Annotated in this window: 18 protein-coding genes; 6 read left to right on the top strand and 12 right to left on the bottom strand. The window is 68.3% G+C overall.

The window, feature by feature from the left end; translation table 11 throughout:
* The first annotated feature begins 44 nt into the window (after window positions 1-44).
* The 3 genes from ACTF4R_RS02590 (at window position 45) to ACTF4R_RS02580 (ending at window position 3,513) form a co-directional block, all read left to right on the top strand.
* Window positions 45-1,268, top strand: a complete 1,224-nt coding sequence (locus ACTF4R_RS02590) for an HD domain-containing protein (RefSeq protein ID WP_440006004.1) — start codon at window positions 45-47, stop codon at window positions 1,266-1,268.
* 121 nt (window positions 1,269-1,389) lie between these two features.
* Complete coding sequence (locus tag ACTF4R_RS02585; RefSeq protein WP_440006002.1) at window positions 1,390-2,349, top strand: DUF368 domain-containing protein; 960 nt, start codon at window positions 1,390-1,392, stop codon at window positions 2,347-2,349.
* 102 nt (window positions 2,350-2,451) lie between these two features.
* Window positions 2,452-3,513 (top strand): phytoene/squalene synthase family protein, encoded by a 1,062-nt coding sequence (locus tag ACTF4R_RS02580; RefSeq protein ID WP_440006001.1) that lies wholly within the window; start codon window positions 2,452-2,454, stop codon window positions 3,511-3,513.
* Between the two features lie 127 nt (window positions 3,514-3,640).
* Here ACTF4R_RS02580 and ACTF4R_RS02575 read toward each other — a convergent pair whose 3' ends face one another.
* The 5 genes from ACTF4R_RS02575 to ACTF4R_RS02555 all read right to left on the bottom strand — a co-directional run bounded on the left by ACTF4R_RS02575 (window position 3,641) and on the right by ACTF4R_RS02555 (window position 9,367).
* A complete protein-coding gene (locus ACTF4R_RS02575) occupies window positions 3,641-4,957 on the bottom strand; it encodes a sodium-dependent transporter (RefSeq protein ID WP_440006000.1) in 1,317 nt (438 codons plus the stop codon).
* A 168-nt stretch (window positions 4,958-5,125) separates the two neighbouring features.
* Window positions 5,126-6,430 (bottom strand): sodium-dependent transporter, encoded by a 1,305-nt coding sequence (locus tag ACTF4R_RS02570; RefSeq protein ID WP_440005999.1) that lies wholly within the window; start codon window positions 6,428-6,430, stop codon window positions 5,126-5,128.
* A gap of 108 nt (window positions 6,431-6,538) precedes the next feature.
* Window positions 6,539-7,930 carry a sodium-dependent transporter gene (locus ACTF4R_RS02565; RefSeq protein WP_440005997.1) on the bottom strand — a complete coding sequence of 464 codons (1,392 nt, stop codon included), beginning with the start codon at window positions 7,928-7,930 and terminating at the stop codon, window positions 6,539-6,541.
* A gap of 143 nt (window positions 7,931-8,073) precedes the next feature.
* Window positions 8,074-8,781: an SDR family oxidoreductase gene (locus ACTF4R_RS02560; RefSeq protein ID WP_440005996.1), complete on the bottom strand. Its 708-nt coding sequence runs from the start codon at window positions 8,779-8,781 to the stop codon at window positions 8,074-8,076.
* A 130-nt stretch (window positions 8,782-8,911) separates the two neighbouring features.
* A complete protein-coding gene (locus ACTF4R_RS02555) occupies window positions 8,912-9,367 on the bottom strand; it encodes a DUF555 domain-containing protein (protein ID WP_440005995.1) in 456 nt (151 codons plus the stop codon).
* A gap of 185 nt (window positions 9,368-9,552) precedes the next feature.
* On the opposite strand from ACTF4R_RS02555, the gene ACTF4R_RS02550 reads away from it, so the two are divergent.
* Window positions 9,553-10,434 (top strand): DNA-3-methyladenine glycosylase family protein, encoded by an 882-nt coding sequence (locus tag ACTF4R_RS02550; RefSeq protein ID WP_440005994.1) that lies wholly within the window; start codon window positions 9,553-9,555, stop codon window positions 10,432-10,434.
* 52 nt (window positions 10,435-10,486) lie between these two features.
* Here the strand turns inward: ACTF4R_RS02550 and ACTF4R_RS02545 are convergent, their stop codons facing one another.
* The gene (locus tag ACTF4R_RS02545; protein ID WP_440005993.1) at window positions 10,487-10,765 is read right to left on the bottom strand and encodes an acylphosphatase; all 279 of its coding nucleotides are present in this window, start codon (window positions 10,763-10,765) and stop codon (window positions 10,487-10,489) included.
* 147 nt (window positions 10,766-10,912) lie between these two features.
* On the opposite strand from ACTF4R_RS02545, the gene ACTF4R_RS02540 reads away from it, so the two are divergent.
* The gene (locus tag ACTF4R_RS02540; protein ID WP_440005991.1) at window positions 10,913-11,152 is read left to right on the top strand and encodes a hypothetical protein; all 240 of its coding nucleotides are present in this window, start codon (window positions 10,913-10,915) and stop codon (window positions 11,150-11,152) included.
* Here the strand turns inward: ACTF4R_RS02540 and ACTF4R_RS02535 are convergent, their stop codons facing one another.
* The 5 genes from ACTF4R_RS02535 to ACTF4R_RS02515 form a co-directional block, all read right to left on the bottom strand.
* Entirely contained in the window at window positions 11,153-12,871 is a 1,719-nt protein-coding gene (locus ACTF4R_RS02535) for an adenine deaminase C-terminal domain-containing protein (protein WP_440005990.1), read from the bottom strand.
* Window positions 12,868-13,815, bottom strand: coding sequence for an MBL fold metallo-hydrolase (locus ACTF4R_RS02530; RefSeq protein WP_440005988.1), 948 nt, complete (start codon window positions 13,813-13,815; stop codon window positions 12,868-12,870). Before ACTF4R_RS02530 ends, ACTF4R_RS02535 begins: the two co-directional genes overlap by 4 nt.
* Before the next feature lie 153 nt (window positions 13,816-13,968).
* Complete coding sequence (locus ACTF4R_RS02525; RefSeq protein WP_440005986.1) at window positions 13,969-14,406, bottom strand: NUDIX domain-containing protein; 438 nt, start codon at window positions 14,404-14,406, stop codon at window positions 13,969-13,971.
* 26 nt (window positions 14,407-14,432) lie between these two features.
* Complete coding sequence (locus tag ACTF4R_RS02520) at window positions 14,433-17,174, bottom strand: ATP-dependent helicase (RefSeq protein WP_440005984.1); 2,742 nt, start codon at window positions 17,172-17,174, stop codon at window positions 14,433-14,435.
* A gap of 125 nt (window positions 17,175-17,299) precedes the next feature.
* Entirely contained in the window at window positions 17,300-18,115 is an 816-nt protein-coding gene (locus tag ACTF4R_RS02515) for an endonuclease/exonuclease/phosphatase family protein (RefSeq protein ID WP_440005982.1), read from the bottom strand.
* Window positions 18,116-18,236: 121 nt separating this feature from the next.
* Here ACTF4R_RS02515 and ACTF4R_RS02510 point away from each other — a divergent pair, with 121 nt between their 5' ends.
* Entirely contained in the window at window positions 18,237-18,968 is a 732-nt protein-coding gene (locus tag ACTF4R_RS02510) for an MBL fold metallo-hydrolase (RefSeq protein ID WP_440005980.1), read from the top strand.
* Here the strand turns inward: ACTF4R_RS02510 and ACTF4R_RS02505 are convergent.
* Window positions 18,965-19,558, bottom strand: a complete 594-nt coding sequence (locus ACTF4R_RS02505; RefSeq protein ID WP_440005979.1) for a hypothetical protein — start codon at window positions 19,556-19,558, stop codon at window positions 18,965-18,967. The two genes, ACTF4R_RS02510 and ACTF4R_RS02505, sit on opposite strands and share 4 nt — an antisense overlap.
* Window positions 19,559-19,575: the final 17 nt, after the last annotated feature.

The following is a 19,575-nucleotide window of genomic DNA, read 5'->3' as shown; positions in this document are numbered from 1 at the left end:
CTCGTCCTTCAGTTTTTATACCAGGACGGTCCAAATCACTCACAATGAAGACAATCAAGGACAGCGTCCACGACCACATCCAGGTCGAGGGCGTGGCCCGGGACTTACTCGACACGCCCGCAGTACAGCGGTTGCGCCACATCAAACAGCTCGGGACGGCCCGTCTCGTCTACCCCTCCGCGAACCACACGCGCTTCGAGCACAGCCTCGGCGTCTACCACCTCGCCTGCCAGGCGCTCGACAACCTGGGCATCGAGGGCGTCCAGGCCGAGCGGGTGCGCGCCGCCGCGATACTGCACGACGTGGGCCACAGCCCGTACAGCCACACCATCGAGGAGCTCGTCTACCGGCACACGGGCAAGTACCACGACGACGTCGCGGACCTGCTGGTCGACTCGACGGTCGGCGGCGTGCTCCGCGACCACGACCTCGACCCGGACGCCATCGCCGGCCTCATCGCCGGCGAGGGCGAACTCGGCCAACTCGTCTCGGGCGAACTCGACGTCGACCGGATGGACTACCTCGTCCGGGACGCCCACCACACCGGCGTCCCCTACGGCACAATCGACCACGAACGGCTGGTCCACGAACTGACGTTCATCGACGGCGAACTCGTCCTCGCGGAGGGCAACGTCCAGACCGCAGAGAGCCTGCTCGTCGCCCGCGCGCTGATGAATCCGACCGTGTACACCCACCACGTCACCCGCATCAGCAAGGCGATGGTCCAGCGCGCGAGCGAGCGCCTGCTCGACGCGCCCGACGTGACTGCCGACGACCTGCGCCGGATGGACGACCACGACCTGCTCGTCGCGCTCCGGACCAACCCCGACACGACCGAGTACGCCCGTCGCCTCTCCCAGCGGGACCTCTACAAGCGCGCAGTTTGGGCGGAGATGGACGACGTGCCGGACGAGGTGGTAGACGCCGACCACGAGACCATCCGGGAGTTCGAGCGCGACGTCGCCGCGGACGCGGGCGTCGACCCCGAACACGTCGTCCTCGACGTGCCGGGCCGCCCCGGCATGAAGGAGTCGTCCTCGCGGGTCATCGTCAACGGGGAGGTCCGTCCGCTCGCCCGCCAGTCGACGCTCGTCCGCGCGCTCCAGCAGGTCCAGCACGACCAGTGGCGGCTCGGCGCGTACGCCCCCGCCGACGAGACCGGGGCGGTCGGCGCCGCCACCGAGCGCGTACTGGGCCTCGACACGGAGGGCGCGCTCGTCAGCAAGGTGCGAACCGGACAGCGGACGACGCTCGACGACTTCGAGTAAGCGCTCCATCGGGCCGAAGGCTGATAGCGACGCCGGGCGTACTCCCGCGCCGATGAGCGACGACACCGACGCGACCGGGAGATGGGAACGGTTTTTTGACTGGCCCGGAAACGCCGGGCCAATGCGTGCCTGGTTGTCCGTCTACCTGAAGGGACTGTGCATGGGCGCTGCCGACGCCGTTCCGGGCGTCTCCGGCGGCACTATCGCGCTCATCACGGGTATCTACGAACGCCTCATCTCCGCCATCGCTTCGTTCGACCCCCGCCTCGTCTCGTCGCTCCTCCAGTTCTACGACGCCGACGCCCGCGCCGAGGCGTGGGCGATACTGAAGGAGATGGACGTCGGATTTCTGCTCGCGCTCGGCACGGGCATCGTCACGGCCGTGGTGACGGTGACCGGACTGGTCGACTACGCCGACGAGACGGTCCCGGCGCTGATGTTCGCGTTCTTCTTCGGCCTCGTCCTCGCGTCCGCCGTCGTCCTCTACCGGGAGGTGGCGATAACGACGCCGCTCCGCATCGGCGCCGCCGTCGCCGGGTTCGCCCTCGCCTTCCTCGTCGCCGGCGCGTCCGAGACGCAGGCCGCGTCCCCCTCGCTGGTGCTGGTCTTCTTCGGCGGTGCCATCGCCATCTGTGCGATGATACTGCCGGGCGTGTCGGGAGCGCTCCTGCTGATGCTGTTCGGTCTGTACACGTACCTCTCGGGGACGCTCCACGAGTTCCTGAACGCGGTGCTGGACCTCGTCGGGGGCGGGAGTTTCGCGCACGTGGTCGAACTGGGGACGCCCGTCACGACGTTCATGGTCGGGGCCGTAATCGGCCTCCTCACCGTCTCGCGCGTCGTCTCGTGGGCGCTGGAGCACTACCGATTCGCCACGCTCGCCTTCCTCGTCAGCCTGATGGTCGGCGCGCTGCGCTACCCCGCACAGCAGGTCGCGAGCGTGGTGAACGGCACGTACGACCATCCGGGACTGATCGACGGCTGGACCGGGCCGACCGTCGCCGCCATCGTCGTCGCCGCTCTCGTCGGGGTCTTCGCCGTCCTCGCCCTCGACTACTACACCGACGACCTGAACTACTGACGGCGTCGACTCCGGGGACGTTCGCATCGACTGACATCGGAGTCGTTAGCCCCAGATGTTTTATCCTAACCCGTCGAAGGAAATGGCGGTTTGGTCTCACGAATGGACGGACGAACATCAACCACGACGTTCGACGACGCTCACCGCGCCGACCTCGACTGGTGTCACGACGCGGTTCAGGGGGTCTCACGGACGTTCGCTATCACCATCGATCTACTGGAAGCGCCCATGGCAGACGCTATCGGCGTCGGATACCTCCTCTGCAGAGTCGCCGACACTATCGAGGACGCGGGCCACGTTCCGCCGGACGAACAGGCCGAGTTGCTCCGACTGTACGCGCGGGTGCTCGACCCCGACGATCCGACCGACGCTACCGACTTCTCGACCGACGTCGAAGAGTGGATTCCGGACGACGGCGGCGACGACTGGGACGTCGTCGCCAACGCGCCGCGAATCGTCGCCACGTTCGAAACGCGCCCGGCGTCGGTTCGTAGCGCCGTCCGCCCCCCGGTCCGGGAACTCGTCGGTGGGATGGCGACGTTCGTCGACGAGCACAGCGACGCCGGTGGTCTCCGCATCGGGACCGTCGAGGAACTCGAAGAGTACTGCTACTACGTCGCCGGGACCGTCGGCGAACTCGTGACGAACCTGGTCTCTCGCGACGCCGACCGCGAGCAGGTCGCGCGCATGCGCGAGACGGCCGAGTCGTTCGCGCTCCTCCTGCAACTCGTCAACGTCGCCAAGGACGTACACGCCGACTACCACGAGGAGAACAACGTCTATCTCCCGGCGTCGTGGCTGGAGGCCCACGGCGTCCCACAGGACGACCTCTGTGACCCCGAGCACGCCGAGGCGGTCGCCGCGGTCGTGGAGCGCACGGCAGAACGCGCCGAGAGCTACGCCGACGACGCCCTCGCGTACCTGGAGGCGATGCCGGAGACGAAGGGCAACCGCCTCGTCGCGTGGGTCATCCCGTTCCTGCTCGCGGTCGGGACGCTCAGGGAGGTTCAGGACCGACCGGGCGACGCCCTGCGCCGCGAGGGAATCAAGGTCGACCGCGAGGAGGTCCACGCCCTGATGGTCGCCCTCTCCGACGGCGTCGAGCGCGAGGCGATCGCGGACCTCCGTGCGACGGTCGCCGAGACGCCGTTCCACCGGGCCTGAGTCGCCGTCGAACGTGAGCCACTGCCGACGCTCTCTTCACCGGAAAGCGACGACCGCGTTCCCGCCGACCGGTTCTCGACGGGTGGGTCCGTCTGAACGTACGGACGGTCGGTCGTCCCGATGCGAATCACACCAGTCCGAGGCTCAGCCCGAGCGTCACGAGGAGGAACACGGGCAGGACGGTACGGATGCTCCAGAGCCAGGGAACGCCGAGCGCCCGCGCTATCCGGCCCGACCCGGTGCCGTACTCCGCGAGCGCGTCGCCGCCGAGCACCCAGCCGGCGAACACGAGGAAGCCCGCCAGCCCGGCGGTGAGCAGGGTGTCGACCACGGGGCCGGAGACCGTCGTGAACAGGTCGGGGTTGAGCGCGCAGACGGTTCCCGTCACGAGGATCAGTCCGGCGAGGCCGAGCGTGGCCGACCGCCGCGAGACGTCGTGTTCGTCGACGAGGTAGGCGACCGGTATCTCCAGCATGCTGATGGAACTGGAGAGGGCCGCCAGGAGGACGACGCCGAAGAAGCCGACCGCCAGCAGTTGACCGAACGGAACCTGCTGGAAGGCGCTCGCGACGCTGACGAACAGCGCGCCCGGACCGCCGCCCGCCGCCGTCTCCGAGAGACCGCCCTGGAGCGCGAACAGCAGGGGGAAGACGACGAGGCCGGCGAGCACGCCCACGCCCGTGTTGAGGATGGCGATGACGCTCCCGTCGAACGCGAGGCTGTTGTCCTCGCCGAGGTAGGAGGCGTACGTTATCATCGTTCCGACGCCGAGCGAGAGGGTGAAGAGGGCCTGACCGGCCGCGGCCTGGAGCACCGAAATGGGATTGGCCTGCAGGTAGTCGGCGTCGAAGTCGAGGTAGAACGCGAGGCCGGCGTCGGCTCCGGACTGCGAGATGGCCCAGACCGCCAGCGCGGCCAGCATGACGACGATGAGCGGCGTCATCACCGTCGTCGCCTTCTCGATGCCGCTCCGGACGCCGCCGACGACGATGAGGGAAGTCAGTCCGAGGAAGGCGACGTGGAACGCCGCCGCCTCGGCCCCGAAGCTGATGGCGTCGAAGTAGCCGGGGTTGCCGAAGTACGCGCCGGTGACGCTCGCGCCGACGTACCGGAGTATCCAGCCGCCGACGACGCTGTAGAACGAGAGGAGGACGAGTGCGGTGAACACACCGAGCAGGCCGACGATACCCCACGAGCCGGAGCCGTTGGAGAGCCGGTAGAGCGCGCCGGCCGGATTGCGCTTGGAACGGCGACCGATGACGAACTCCGCGAGCAGTCCGGGAACGCCGACTAACAGGATGATGCCGAGATAGACGACGAGAAAGGCGCTCCCGCCGTTCTCCGCCGTCATCCAGGGGAATCGCCAGAGATTACCGAGTCCCACCGCGCTCCCGACGGCGGCGAGGATGAAACCGAGTCGAGTGGTCCACGATTCGCGTGTCATGTCATCCTGTCGCTCGCTGCCGAACCAAGAGGGTTTCGGGATTGAAAACCGTCAACTCGGCACAACGTCGGCGAACGGGACAGGAGAGTTACTATTCAATTCAATACGGCAGGAAAAATTCGCATTCGGCTAGGAATCGTCGCCAGGGTCGCGCCCGGACGGACGACCCTACAGGAACTCCATGAAACTCAGCGCGAGCGTTCCGACGACGGCGATCAGGACCACGGTGCGGACGTGCCACAGCCACGCCGGCCCGAGCGACCCGAGACCGTCGGTGCCCTGCCGGAGTTCCTCGATGGCTCCACCGGCGAACACCCAGCCGACGAACGTGACGATGAGCGTCACGCCGAGCGGCAGCAGCAGGCTGTTGGCGACGGTGTCGTACAGCCCGAAGGTGTCGAGGCTCATCGCGCTCGGGAGGCCCAGCAGGAAGATGACCAGGCCGAGCGCGGCGGTGGCCGGTAGGCGACTGATGGCGTAGTTGTCGACCGCGTAGGAGACGACGACCTCCAGCAGGCTGATCGCCGACGACAGCGCCGCCACGAGGACGACGAGGAAGAATATCAGCCCGATGATGGTCCCTCCCGGAAGCTCCGCGAACGCGGTCGCCATGCTGATGAACACTGCGCCGGCACCGGCGCTGCCCGGGTCGACGCCCTGCGCGTACAGGAGCGGGAAGACGACGAGGCCGGCGAGCACGCCGACGGACGTGTTCAGGATGACGATGAGGCTACCGTCCATGCCGAGGTTGTCGTCCTTGCCGAGGTACGACGCGTACGTTATCATCACGCCCATCCCGAGCGACAGCGAGAAGAACGCCTGCCCGACCGCGAACGGGATGATGGTGTCGAGGTTCGACATGAGCGCGTCGAAGTTCGGGTTGAGGAAGTACTCGAAGCCCTCCATCGCGCCGGGGAGGGTCGAGCCCCAGACGGCCAGGCCGGCGAGGATGACGAGGATGGACGGGACCATCAGCTTCGTCGCGGCCTCGATACCGTCCTCGACGCCGAGCGCGACGATGCCGACGGTCAGCGCCATGAAGACGGCGTGGAAGACGATGGTCGACGTGCCGGTCGAGATGCTCCCGAAGTACGCCTCGGGGTTACCGAAGTACGCGCCCTGGACCGTGCCGATGACGTACTGGATGACCCAGCCGCCGACGACGCTGTAGTACGACAGTATCCAGAACCCCGTTACCAGCCCGAGCAAGCCGATTATCTGCCACGCTGGATATCCGATGCCCTCGAAGGCGTTGATGACGTTCTTCTTCGCCTTCCGTCCGATGGCGAACTCCGCGAGCATCGCCGGAAGTCCGATGCCGAACGCGGCGATGAGGTACACGACCAGGAACGCCGCGCCACCGTACTCCGCAGTCATGTACGGGAACCGCCAGATGTTTCCGAGGCCGACTGCGCTACCGACGGCGGCCAGGATGAATCCGACCCTGGACGCCCACGTTTCACGTTGTGCCATGCGTATCCGTCCCAACCGAAGACTAGCTTATAAAAAATGCGATTACTATCATCCGTCCCGATAGTCCCTGTATGGAAGAACGTCTCGACCGCGGCCGACGCCGGGCTCTCAGCCGAACTCGAACACGGGACCGGCGAGCACCTGCGCGTTCACGAGCAACGTCTGGACGCCGAGGACGAGCGTGAAGAGGATGCCGGCAGGGACGACCAGGCGGACGAACCAGAGCCAGGTCACGGAGAACCAGTTGCCGGTCTCCGAACCCCGGCGTATCTCGTCGAGCGCGTCCCGGCCGTACACCCAGCCGACGAACACCGCGACGGCGAGGACCGAGAGCGGTAACAGGAGGTTGTACGCGATGTCGTTGTACCAGGTGAGCGTATCGATGCCGCTGGCGTTCTGCAGGCCGAGCCAGTTCAGTCCGAGCGCGGCCGGCAGGCCGAACAGGAAGACGGCCGACCCGGCCCCGACGGAGACGCTCGACCGCTCGTAGTCGGTGTTGTCGAGGACGTAAGAGGTTACGACCTCGAGGAGGCTGATGGAACTGGACAGCGCGGCGATGAGCAGGACGAAGAAGAACACGGACGCGAGCACCCGTCCGGCGCCACCCAGGCCCGCGAACGCGCTGCTCAGCGTCGTGAACGCCGTGCCGGAGCCGCCGGCACCCGAGAGGTCGATGTTCGGGTCGTAGTGGAACAGGACCGGGAAGACGACGAGACCGGCGAGCACGCCGACGAGCGTGTTCAGCACGGCGATGATACCCCCGTCAGCCGGCAGACTGTCGTCTTCGCCGAGATACGACGCGTACGTTATCATCGCACCCATCCCGAGCGACAGCGTGAAGAACGCCTGCCCGACGGCGTACGGGATGACCGTGCCCCACTGGACTTCTCCGAGGTCCGGCGAGAGGTAGAAGTCGTACCCTGCACCCGCGTTGCTCAGCGTCGCAGCCCAGACTGCGATGCCGACGAGCAGGACGACGACGCTCGGCACCATCAGTTTGGTCGCCCGCTCGATGCCGTCGGAGACGCCCAGCGCGACGATGCCGACGGACAGCAGCATGAAGAGCGCGTGGAACGCCACGGCGTCCGGGCCCATCGCGATGCTCAGGAAGTAGTTCCCGACTTCGGTTCCGCCGAAGTACGCGCCGGTCAGGCTCCCGACGAGGTAGCGAATGACCCAGCCACCGACGACGCTGTAGAACGAGAGTATCCAGAAGGCGATGAACGCGGTCAGCGCGCCTGCGAACGTCCAGTTACCATAGCCGAGTTCCCGGAACGCGTCGACCGGGTTCTTCTTGCTCCGTCGTCCGACGACGAACTCCATCAGCATCGCCGGCAGGCCGACGAGTAACACGACGACCAGATAGACGAGCAGGAACGCCGCACCGCCGTTCCTGCCGGCCTGGAACGGGAACCCCCAGATGTTACCGAGTCCGACTGCGCTACCGACCGCGGCGAGGATGAATCCCAGTCGCGTCGTCCACGTCTCTCGCTGTGTCATGTGTGCTCGGGCCTTCCTAACCTCGATTCATAAGCTACTCGGTATTTATTATCCGGAGGAATCGTTCGCTATCGATTATCCGTATCGGGCCGAAAGATACCTACGCAGGAATCGAGCGACGCCGCCGGGGTCGCGCGGCCGGGTCAGGCCTCCCCGTACACCGGCACCGCCGCGCCGCTGGTCACGCTCGCCGCGTCGCTGCAGAGGAACAGCATCACCTCGGCGATGTCGGCCGGGTCCACCCACGTCTCGTGGTCGGCGTCCGGCATCATCTCGCGGTTCGCCGGGGTGTCGATGACGCTCGGCATGACGGCGTTCGCCCGCACCTCGCCCTCGTTCTCCTCGGCGAGCGTCTCCGTGAGCAGGCGGACGCCGGCCTTGGACGCCCGGTAGGGTCCGTCGCCCTCGCCGCCCCGGAGCGAGGAGCGCGCGCTGACGGAGACGATGGCTCCCGAACGCTCTCGGAGGTGCGGCAGGGCGTGCTTGCTGGCGAGGAACGCCGTCTTCAGGTTCACGTCGAACAGGAGGTCGAACGTCGCCACGTCCGTCTTCTCGACGGGCGACCCACCCTTCCAGGTGCCGGCGACGTTCGCCAGCGCGTCGACGCCGCCGTGGTCGTCGACCACTCGCTCGACGACCGCCTCGACCTCCGACTCGTCGGTGAGGTCACCCTGGTAGAAGTCGACCGTCTCCGGGTCGAGCAGCGCGTCCTCGTCTCCCGGTTCCACCACGTCGGTCGCACAGACGGTCGCACCCGCGTCGGCGAACGCCTCGCACGCGGCGCTGCCGAGCGCGCCGCTCGCGCCCGTGACGAGCGCGACCCGTCCGTCGAAGTCGAAGCTGACGCTCATGGGGGTACCTCGACCGCTCGCCTGATAAAATCGCACGTCCACAGACGCCGTCACTTCGAACTGCAGGAGAGAGACGGAAACCCCTGTCCCCGTACGACTGCGACCCGGACCGCGGCCGTCCGCTCGGCGGTCACTCGATGAGGTCTTCGAACTCGGGGAGAACGTCGTCCTCGTCCGAGGACTCGTCGGAGGCGTCGGACTCGTCGACCGACTCCTCGCTCTCGTCTTCGGTTTCGTCCTCGGTTTCGTCCTCCTCGATGATCTCGACTTCGAGGACCGACAGCGGGATGTTCTCGAGGCGCTGGCCGATCTCCTTGCGCGCGATGCGGGAGGCGTGCTCTTCCCGTTCGACGTTGAACACCGTCATCTCGAGTTCGAGCGCGACGAGCGCCTCGTCCGCGGCGATGAACGCCGGCGGGAGTTCCTCGCCGGACGGCGAGGTGCGCTCGCCCATGTTGATCTCGACGTAGTTCAGGTCCGGGTTCAGCAACTCGCCAGTCTTGGAGATGGCGATCCGCACCGCCTCGTCCGGCGTCTCCACGTCGTACACCGGAATCGCGGCCTCGACGACGACTCTGCAGTTCATGGTCCCACCGGGTGTTGTATCGCCAACAGTATGAAGTTTGGCCCTCGATTCGACTCGCCGGTCGAAATCGGGCGTCTCACGTCCGCCGTACGGCGTTACGAGGGGTGTGAGAGAAGCACTCGCATTATGTCGGCGTCTCGTCCGAAGCGAAAGACTTGCTCCCGTCCGGCGTCTCTCGGAGAGCGATGGCTTCCGGTTCCATTCCCGTCGCCGACCTGCCGGGCGGGTTCGACCTCCAGTCGACAGTCGAGAGCGGCCAGAGCTACGTCTGGCGGCGCGAAGACGGCCGAATGTACGAGACGACGGGCGCGTACGGCGGGTCGGCGTGGTACTACGCCACCGTCGACGGCGAGGTAGTGCGCGCCCGCCAGCGCGACGGCGTCGTCGAGTGGGAGGCGACGACCGACGCCGAACCGCTCCTGTTCGACCTGCTGCGCCTCGACGACGACCTCGCGGCGATCGTCGACGCGACGCCCGACGACTCGCTGGTCGACGCCGCCTTCGACGCCTACTCGGGGATGCGTCTCGTCCGCGACCCCTTCTTCCCCTGTCTCGTCTCGTTCATCTGCTCGGCACAGATGCGCGTGAAACGCATCTACGACATGCAGACCGCGCTGGCCCGCGAGTACGGCGACGCGGTCGCGTTCGACGGCGAGACGTACCACGCGTTCCCGACGCCGGACCAGCTCGCCGCCGCGACCGAATCCGAACTGCGGGACCTCGGCCTCGGCTACCGCGCGCCGTACGTCCGGCGAACCGCGGAACTGGTCGCCTCCGGCGAGACGACCGCGGACGACGCGCGCGGACTGCCATACGAGGACGCCCGCGACGCGCTGAAGCAGTTCGTCGGCGTCGGCGACAAGGTGGCCGACTGCGTCCTCCTCTTCTCGCTCGACTACCTCGAAGCCGTCCCGCTGGACACGTGGATTCGGTCCGCAATCGAGGAACACTACCCGGACTGCGCGCGCGGGTCGTACGCCGAGACGTCGCGCGCAATCCGCGAGCGGTTCGGCGGCCAGTACGCCGGCTACGCCCAGACCTACGTCTTCCACTACCTGCGGAACTGACGGCGGCGGCCCCGGAGGAACCGTCGGGGACTCGCCGGTCGACGGAGTGGAGTCAGCGACGGATTCGGAACCCGTCCTCGCCCTCGGGGTCGCCGTACTCCACCTCGACGTCCTCGACGTCGGCGGCGGGACTGCCGGTCTCGCACCACTGGACCAGCTCGTCGACAGCGTCCTCGGAACCCTCGAAGACGGCCTCGACGCGGCCGTCCGAGAGATTCTGCACCCAGCCGTCGACGCCCCGCTCTCTCGCCGCGTCGCGGGTGTTCGCGCGGTAGTAGACGCCCTGTACCGTCCCGGAGACGAACACGTGCGCTCTGGTCCGGTCCGTCATGCGCTGGGCTTCGCACGCGAACGCCAAAAGACCGGGGGCGGTCGGCCCACCGCTTCCGACGCCGGCGACGGACTCGCAGGACGGACGCCGCAGACCGACGGGGGTCGAGCCAGCACCGTTTTGGCGTCGTTCGACGTACCGCGCTCCATGGGGGAGAAAGTGTACGACGTCTACCTCGTGCCGACCGAACGCGGCGACGGCGACCGGAACATCGTCTCGCCGGTCGAGGGCCACGACGTGGAGTTCTACGAAACCGGGGTCTGGCTGGCACGGGACGGAGGGCGGAACTTCTTCCCGTACGAGCAGATACGGACCATCCGGGAGCACAGCCACGGGGCCAGCGAGACGCCGACCGAAGAATCCGGAAGCGACGGGAGCGAGGAGTAGCTACTCGGGCGTCAGTCCGACCGTCTCGCGGGCGAAGACGTCGGCGTAGCCCGAGAACGACATCTTCAGCGCCGGGACGCCGGGGAACGTGAGCGTCTGGAGCGCGAGCATCGGCCGGTCGGCCGTCGCGCCGAGCGTCCGGAGCGCGCTCGCGACGGCGTCGTACAGCTTCGCCGTCTCCTCGACTTCGAGGTCCGAGCAGACGCCGGCGACGCGCGCCGGCAGTTCGGCGACCACCTCGCCGTCGTCGACGACCGCCCAGCCGCCGCCCATCTCGTTGACGTGGGCGACGGCGGTCCGGAGGTCTTCGCCGCTGCCGACCGCGAGCACGCCCGGCACCTCCCAGACGACGCTGGTCGCCATCGCGCCCTCGAACGCGCCGAACCCCGTCAGGAAGCCGGCGAATCCGGTGCCGTCGCCGTCCGGGTGGCGGTCGAGCAGGACCGCCTTGAGGAGGCCGGACTCGGGGTCGGCGACGAGGTCGTCGCCCTCGCGGGGCGGTTCGACGGTCGTCGCCAGCGAGACGAGGCCGTGGTCGTGTTCGATTGCCCTGACCGCGCCGTCGTCGGCGGCGTTCGCGGGCACCCGGAACTGGCCGGGGTCGGTGCTCACGTCGACGCTGTCGTAGAACCGGTCGGGGTACTCGTAGGCGCGGGGCGCGACCGTCGTCTCGTTGTTGTCGTAGACGACCTCGCCGTCCGCCACGACCGTCGTGACGTTGACCGATTCGAGGTCGTCGATGACGACGATGTCTGCGAGGTTACCCGGCGCGAGCGAGCCGCGGTCGGCCAGCCCGAAGTGGCGGGCGGGGTTCAGCGTCGCCATCCGGAGTGCGTCGGCGGGCGCGACGCCCTCCTCGATGGCTCGCCGGACGACGACGTCCATGTACCCCTCGCGAACGAGTTCCCGCGGCCACATCCCGTCGGTCGACAGCGACAGTTCGCTCGCGCCGACCTCCTCGTAGGCGTCGCCGACGGCCTCTACGTCGTCGCGGATGGAGCCGTACCGCCCGATGGCGTGGATGCCGTTCGCGACGCGCTCGACGATTCCCTCGCCGGAGATGGCCTCGTGGTCGTCGTCGACGATGGAGGCGAACGCCTGGAGTTTCTCGTCCGAGCAGCCCGCACCGTGGCCGGTGACGGTCTTGCCCTCGCGGGCCGCCCGCTCGTACAGCCGCTCCGCGGGCGTGTCCCGGCCGACCGCGTGAATCCAGTCGGTCTCGCCGACGCCGACGATGCGGGAGTCGCCGAGCAAGTCGGCGAGTTCGTCGGGGTCCTCTCGGGCGGGTTCGAACGTGTCGATGGTCGGCTGTGGCGGCACCGTCGCCGCCACCCGAATGGGCAGGTAGGAGGTCGCGGCCAGTAGCTCTTCGACGCCTTCCGCGCCGAACGCGGGACCGAATCCGGTTACCTCCGAGACGACGGTCGTCGTGCCGCTCTCCAGGGCGTAGTGGTACGCGTTCTCGAACGTCTGGTGGAGGTCGAGATGCGTGTGCGCGTCGATGAACCCCGGCGCGACGACGCGGTCCCGGGCGTTGACGACTTCGGTCTCCTCGCCGACGACGTCGTCGGCGTCCTCCGGCAGCGCTGCCACCCGGTTGTTCTGGACGGCGACGTCGCGGGCCTGGAACTCCCCGAGTTCCGGCACGAGGACGCGACCGCCCCGGACGACGAGGTCGGCGTTTTCCTCGCCGAGCGCGACGGGTTGCAGGTCGTTCACGCTGCCACCTCTTCGTAGACGTAGACGCCGCCCTGCTTGCGCCGCTCGACGTCGCCGCGCTCCTCCAGCACGTCGAGATGACCGACCGCCTCGCTCATGGCGGGGAACTGCTCTGTCGCGGGCAGGTCGCCGAACAGCCCCTCCATCACGTCGAACGCGGTCGTCGGGCCGTCGACGAGTTCCCGAACCTCTCGCGTGCGCTCCTCGTGGGCGGAGAGTATCTCGTCGATGCGCTTCGTCGGCTCGTCGATGATCTCGCGGTGGCCCGGCAGCAGGCGGTCGAACCCGCGCTCGCGCAGCCGTTCCAGCGAGCGGTTGTACGCCGGGAGGACGCGCGGGCGGTCACCGCTGGCGGGCGGCTGGAGCAGCGGGTTCGGGGTGATGTCGGGGAGGACGTGGTCGCCGACGATGGCCGTCGACTCGCCGTCGTCCTCGAACGTGAACGCGGTCTCGCCGTGGGCGTGGCCCTGTACCGCCTCGGCCGTCACGGCGCTGTCGTGGACCTCGATGACCTCCCCGTCGTCGAGTTCGCGGTCCGTCTCGACGCCGGGCGCGACCGAGAGGTACGCCGACGGCAGGTCGGTCACCGTCTGCGCGGTCGTGCGAGCCATCCCGTTCCGGTCGAAGAAGTCGACGAAGTACTCCTGTTCGTACTCCAGTCGAGCGGCGAAGTCCCGGATGATCTCCGCTGTGCCGGGACTGGCGACGACGCGTGCCCCTGCTTCCCGAAGCCGCGCGGCGAGGCCGAAGTGGTCCGGGTGGGGATGGGTGACGAGCACTCGCTCGACGTCCGTCGGGCCGAGTTCCCGCTCTTCCAGCGCGTCGAGCAGCGTCGCCCATGCTTCCTCGCTCCCCGGCCCCGGGTCGACCAGCGTCCGCCCCGCGAGATAGGCGTTCACTGGTCCGACCTCGAACGGCGTCGGAATCGAAAGCCGCGTGAACATACGCACCGTTTCTTCCCGCGCTGTAAAACAGTTTTTGAAGCGTCTCGCTCGACGCCGAGGGTGGAAATCCAGCGTCGGCTACGGGACGGGACCCTTCCGGCGACGCCCGAGCCGGCGGTCGTCGACGCCTCCCGGTCGCCCGCGGGCCGAAGACTACCAGCCGAGGTCGGCCCGGCGCTGCTCGGCCCGTTCGACGCTCGCCTCGGTCCACGGCGGCGCGTCCGGGTGGTCGACCACCTCGTCGGCGGTGAGCCAGAACACCTCGGCGACCTCCTCCGGTTCGCGGGGGCGGGCCGTCCCGGACTCGTGACGACCGAGAAAGACGACGTTCACGCAGGGGTCGCCGTCGGCGAGGAACGCCCCGCTCTCGACGTAGCGCAGTTCGCCGACCTCGACCCCGACCTCCTCGCGCACCTCCCGGCGGGCGGTGCGTTCGAGAGCGTCCTCTGCTTCCTCGATTCCCTCGACCGTACCGCCGACGAACGAGAGCGTCCCGGCGGCGTGGTCCTCGTTCTCGGCGCGGCGCGCGACCAGGAACTCGCCGTCCCGGACGACCGCCGCCTCGACGTTGACGACGTAGCGTTGATTCACGGAGAACTATCTCCTGCCCGAATATTTCAATCTGACTCGACGAGCGCGTCGCCCTCTCCCTCTATCTCGTTCAGGACGCGCTGGTGGAACTCCTGGAGGACGGCGCTCTCGTCCTCGGCGAGCACCACGTCGCTGGCCATCAGCGTGGCGAGACCGAACGCCCGGGGCGTCGGCGAGTCGACCCGCTTCTGGACGACATCGACGTCGCCGGACTGAACGTCCGCGAGCACGTCCTCGACGGCCGAGACGGCGAGTTTGTCCTCGATTATCTCGCGGTACGTCTCCTCGATGACGGCGAACTCCTCTAAGTCCTGGGCGAACCCGAGCAGCATCTCGCTCGACACCTGCTGTTCGCTCGCGGACTTCTCGTACCCCTTGTAGCGTTTGAGTATCATCAGCGACCGCGTCGCGTTGATGCGGAAGTACCGCTGGAGCAGTTCGGTGCCGTCGAGCGACGCCCGGAGGTCGCTTCGCACCTCGTCTGGCGAGACGTCGCGGAGGATGCGCGCGACGTCGACCTTCCTGTTGAGGGGCATCGAGACGGTGAAGCCGTTGTCCGCGACGGCGACGGAGACGTTGGTGTTGGCGGCGTTGGCACAGCGGTAGGCGACGACCCGGGAGAGGCCGTCGTTGAACTTCCGGCCGTAGTTCGAGTGGACGTAGTAGTGGCGCTCGTACTCGTCGCGGTCCAGTTCCACCTCGACGGCGATGCGTTCGGCGGTGCTGACGCTCTCCGCCCCCGCGTACCGGACCTGCTCGTCGAACGTGCGGGTGATGGCTCGCACGCTGTTCTCGTCCAGCGGGAACTCCCGGAGCCACACCCGGACCGCGGGCTTGCCGCGGTCGGTCAGGCGCGCCAGCAGTTCGCCCTGGAAGTCGAGGATGGCGCGTCCGAGGTCGTAGGAGAGGGGCAGGCGCTCGGAGAACCACGAGGGGACGGTCGGCCGGGCGCTCGTGCGGTCGACGTACACCTTCGACCCGCGCCGGTAGCGGAATTCGAAGTGCTGACCCCCGAGGACGAACACGTCGCCTTTCTCCAGGGTGTCGAGGTAGTTCTCGTCCAAGTCGCCCACCCACTCGTCGTCCGCGCGAGTGAACACGTCGCAGGAGAACGAGTCGGGGATGGTGCCGATGTTCGTCATGTAGATGACCCGCGCGAGGCGGCCGCGCTTGCCGACCAGCGGTTCGCCGACCGGGAACTCCTCGTAGTGGTGCTCGCCGTCCGGCGGGTCGTTCTCGTCGCGCCACACCTTCGCGTAGACGTTCTTCTCCTCCAGTCCCTCGTAGTCGGCGGTGAGATAGCGCATCAGCGACTCCCACTCCTCGTCGGAGTAGTTCCGGTAGGGGTACGCTCGCCGGAGCGTCGCTCGCACGTCCGCCTCGCGGCGCACCTCGTTGATGGCCATGCCGTAGACGTGCTGGGCCGCGACGTCCTGGGCGTTCTCCGGGACGAACACGCGGTCGACGAACCCTTCCTCGGCCTTCTTCAGCATCACGGCGCACTCCACGAGTTCGTCGCGGTCGAGCGCGACGACCCGGCCCGTGACGGTCTGGCCGAGTCGGTGACCGGCGCGGCCGACGCGCTGGAGCAGCGAGGCGACCGACTTCGGACTGCCGACCTGCACCACGAGGTCGACGTGGGGCATGTCGATGCCGAGTTCGAGGCTCGTCGAGGTGGTCACCACGTCGAGCGTGCCGGCCTTCAGTCGTTCCTCGACCTCCTGGCGGGCCTCCTTCGAGAGGCTACCGTGGTGACAGCCCGAGTTGTCCTCGTCGTAGGTCTCGAAGCGGTCCCGGAGGTTCTGGAGGACGCGTTCGGCTCCCGACCGCGTGTTCGTGAACACGAGCGTGTTCGTGTGCTCTCCGATCAGTTCGTCCAGCCCCTCGTAGAACCGGTCCTGGACCACGTCCCGCGGCGTGTGGACGAGGTCGTCGGTCGGACACTGCAGTTCCAGGTCGAACTCCCGGACGAACCGGGTGTCCACTATCTCGTACTCACGGCTGGGGCCGCCCGGCGACTCGCGGCCGACGAGGAACTCCGCGATGTCCGTGAGCGGTTCGACCGTCGCGGAACAGCCGATGCGGGTCGGCGACGTCTCGGCGACGTCCTCCAGTCGTTCGAGGCTGACCGAGAGGTGGGTGCCGCGCTTGCCGTCCGCGAGGCTGTGAATCTCGTCGACGACGACGTACTCGACGGTCCGGAGCTTCTCGCGGAACTTCGGCGAGTTCAGCAGGATGGCCAGCGTCTCCGGCGTCGTGTTGAGGACGTGGGGCGTCTCTTTCAGCATCCGCTGGCGCTCGCTGTCCTCCGTGTCGCCGTGGCGGATGGCGTGGCGCACCTCGCTGACCTCCTCGCCGCGTTCGTCCATCCGCTCGCGGATGCCCGACAGCGGTCGTTCGAGGTTCCGGTGGATGTCGTTTGCGAGCGACTTCAGCGGCGAGACGTAGAGGCAGTAGACGGAGTTGTCGAGGCCGTCCTCGCGCTCGCGCCGGAACAGTTCGTTGAGGATGGCGGTGAAGGAGGCGAGGGTCTTGCCCGACCCCGTCGGCGAGGCGACGAGCGCGTTCTCGCCCTCGTGGACGAGCGGAATCGCCTCGCGCTGGGGCGGCGTGAAGAAGCCGCCGTTCTCGGGGACGTACTCGCCGAACTGCTCGACCCACCACTCCCTGACCGCGGGTTCGAGCAGCGCCAGCGTCTCCTCGTCGCGGAGGGTGACGTCCTCGGCGAAGTCGAACCCCTCGCGCGCCAGCAGCGCTCTCCCATCCATCGATTTGCCGTTGGAAGCCGGCGAACAAGAGGATTGTGTCCCCGGAGTGAAAGTGAAACGAACGGCCCGGTGTCCGCCGTCGTCCGCCCGGTCGTCGACCGTCGACGCCGACGGCAGCACCGGCGTCACGTCCGCCGCACGTCGGCGACGACGGGGAAGTGGTCGGAGGGGTGGGGAGCGTCCGTCTCGACCGTCAGAGCGGTCTCGACGTCGAACGTGGCGGTCGGGAGGACGTAGTCGATTCGCTCCCCGGGCGTCCCGGTGAACCCGTGGAACGTCCCCTCCGGGCCGGAGACGCTCGCTGCGACGTCCCTGGCGGACCGCAACTCTCCCGCCGTCAACCGGTCGAGGACGCCCGACCCCGGCGGAGCGTTGCAGTCGCCGACGACGACCGCGGGGTCGTCGAGGGCGGCGACGTGGGCCGCGACCGAGGCCGCGCCCTCGCGCCGCGCCACCGCCCCCGCGTGGTCGAGATGCACGCTGAGAAAGCGGAGCGGCCGGCCGTCCAGTTCGAGGTCGACCCAGGTGACGACGCGGGGACAGCGACCGTCCCACCCGACGCTCGGTTCGTCGGGCGTCTCCGAGAGCCAGAACGCGCCGGCGTCGACCCGGTCGAACCGGTCCGGGCGGTACGCGACCGGAACGTGCTCGCCCTCGTCCCCGCCGCGTCGACCGACGCCGAACCACTCGTACTCCGGGAGGTGCCGGCGGAGGTAGTCGAACTGCGCCGGCAGCGCCTCCTGCAGTCCGAGGAGGTCGGCGTCGAGGGTCGAGAGCAGTTCGACTGCCCGCTCCCGCCGGTTCGGCCACGCGTCTCGCCCGTCCTCGGGTTCGTCGTACCGGACGTTGAACGTCGCGACGCGGAACGCCGTCGTCCGTCCGGGGGCGCCACTGCTCACGCCGTCGGCGGTCTCGTCGCCGCCGTCCGTCCCCACGGTCACGTCGAACCCTCCGTCGAATCCGTTCGCTTCATCGCGTTCTCGTTCGAAGCGTTCGCGTCCAGGCAGTTACCTTCACCGGGCGACCGAAGCCGTTTTCGGCGGTCCGGACGGGGATACGCACATGCGAGTCACGTTCCTCGGTACTGGTAGCGCGATGCCGACCGGCGAGCGGTTCCAGACGGGCATCCTGCTCTCGGACGAGGACCGCCGCCTGCTGGTCGACTGCGGGAGCGGCGTCCTCCACCGCCTTCAGCAGGCCGGCGTCGGGTACGAGAACGTCTCGACGGTCCTGTTGACGCACCACCACCTCGACCACGTCGCCGACCTCCTCCCCCTGCTGAAGGCGCGCTGGCTGGCCGGCGAGGAACGCCTCGAAGTCGTCGGCCCCGAAGGGACGAAATCCCTGCTCGACGACCTGCTCGCGGTCCACGACTACCTCCGGGACCGCGTCGACCTCCAGGTGCGCGAGGTCGGCGCGCACGAGTTCGAGGTCGCCGGATTCGACGTCGAGGGGTACGAGACGCGCCACTCGATGCCCTGCCTCGCCTACCGGTTCGGCGACCGGTTCACGTTCAGCGGCGACAGCGAGGCGTTCGAGGGGCTGGCGAACTTCGCCGACGGCTGTGCCGTGCTCGCCCACGACTGCTCGTTCCCCGACGGCGTCGACGTGTCGAACCACCCGACGCCGGCGAAACTGGGAGAGGCGCTGTCCGGCGCGGACGTCGGCCGGGTCTACCTCACCCACCTCTACCCGCACACGGACGGCAATCACGAGGAGATGGTCGGCTCCATCGGCGAGCGCTACGACGGCGACGTGCGCTTCGCGGAGGACCTCCTGTCGGTCGACATCTAACGTGCAGCGGGGGGCTCCGGCGCTCCCGCCGTCCGGTCGACGGACGTCGATTCGCCCTCTATCCCGAAGCTCGCCTTCCCGAGCGGTAGCTCGCGGTCCCGGACCGTCAGGAGGCGCTGGAGGACGAGTTCGCCGTCGAGCCACAGGTCGGCGTCCGGGGGGAGGTCGTGGACGCGACACTCGAGCCGGAGCGTCCCGTCGCCCTCGGCGTCGACCTTCGAGGCCGCAACGTTCGCCGGCGGCTCGTCGAACTCCTCGGTCCAGACGAAGTTGTGGCAGGTCGCGCCCGTCTCGGCGAGCCCCAGACGGAGGTGGCCGCCCGCGACCCGGGCGTCGAGGCTACTGTCGTTGTCGAGCGTCACCGCGACGACGACGTCGGTCGGCGAGCGGTCGTCCCCTCCCTGTTCGTTCGTCGGCAGGTCGCTCGCCGACGACGCTCGCACGTCTGCGACCGACACGTCGTCGACGAGCGGCCCGAACATCCGGTTCTCGTAGTCGTCCGAGAGCCGCATACCGACGACGGGGACGAGTCGGAGCAGGTAGTAACCGGCGACGATGCCCAGCCTGGCCAGCAGGTAAAACGACAGCACTCCCGGAAGTTCGGGAG

The sequence above is a fragment of the Halomicrococcus pelagicus genome, from assembly GCF_051917725.1.
GTDB lineage: Archaea > Halobacteriota > Halobacteria > Halobacteriales > Haladaptataceae > Halomicrococcus.
The sequence above is the reverse complement of the archived record's forward strand: the minus strand, read 5'-3'. Positions and strand labels throughout refer to the sequence as shown.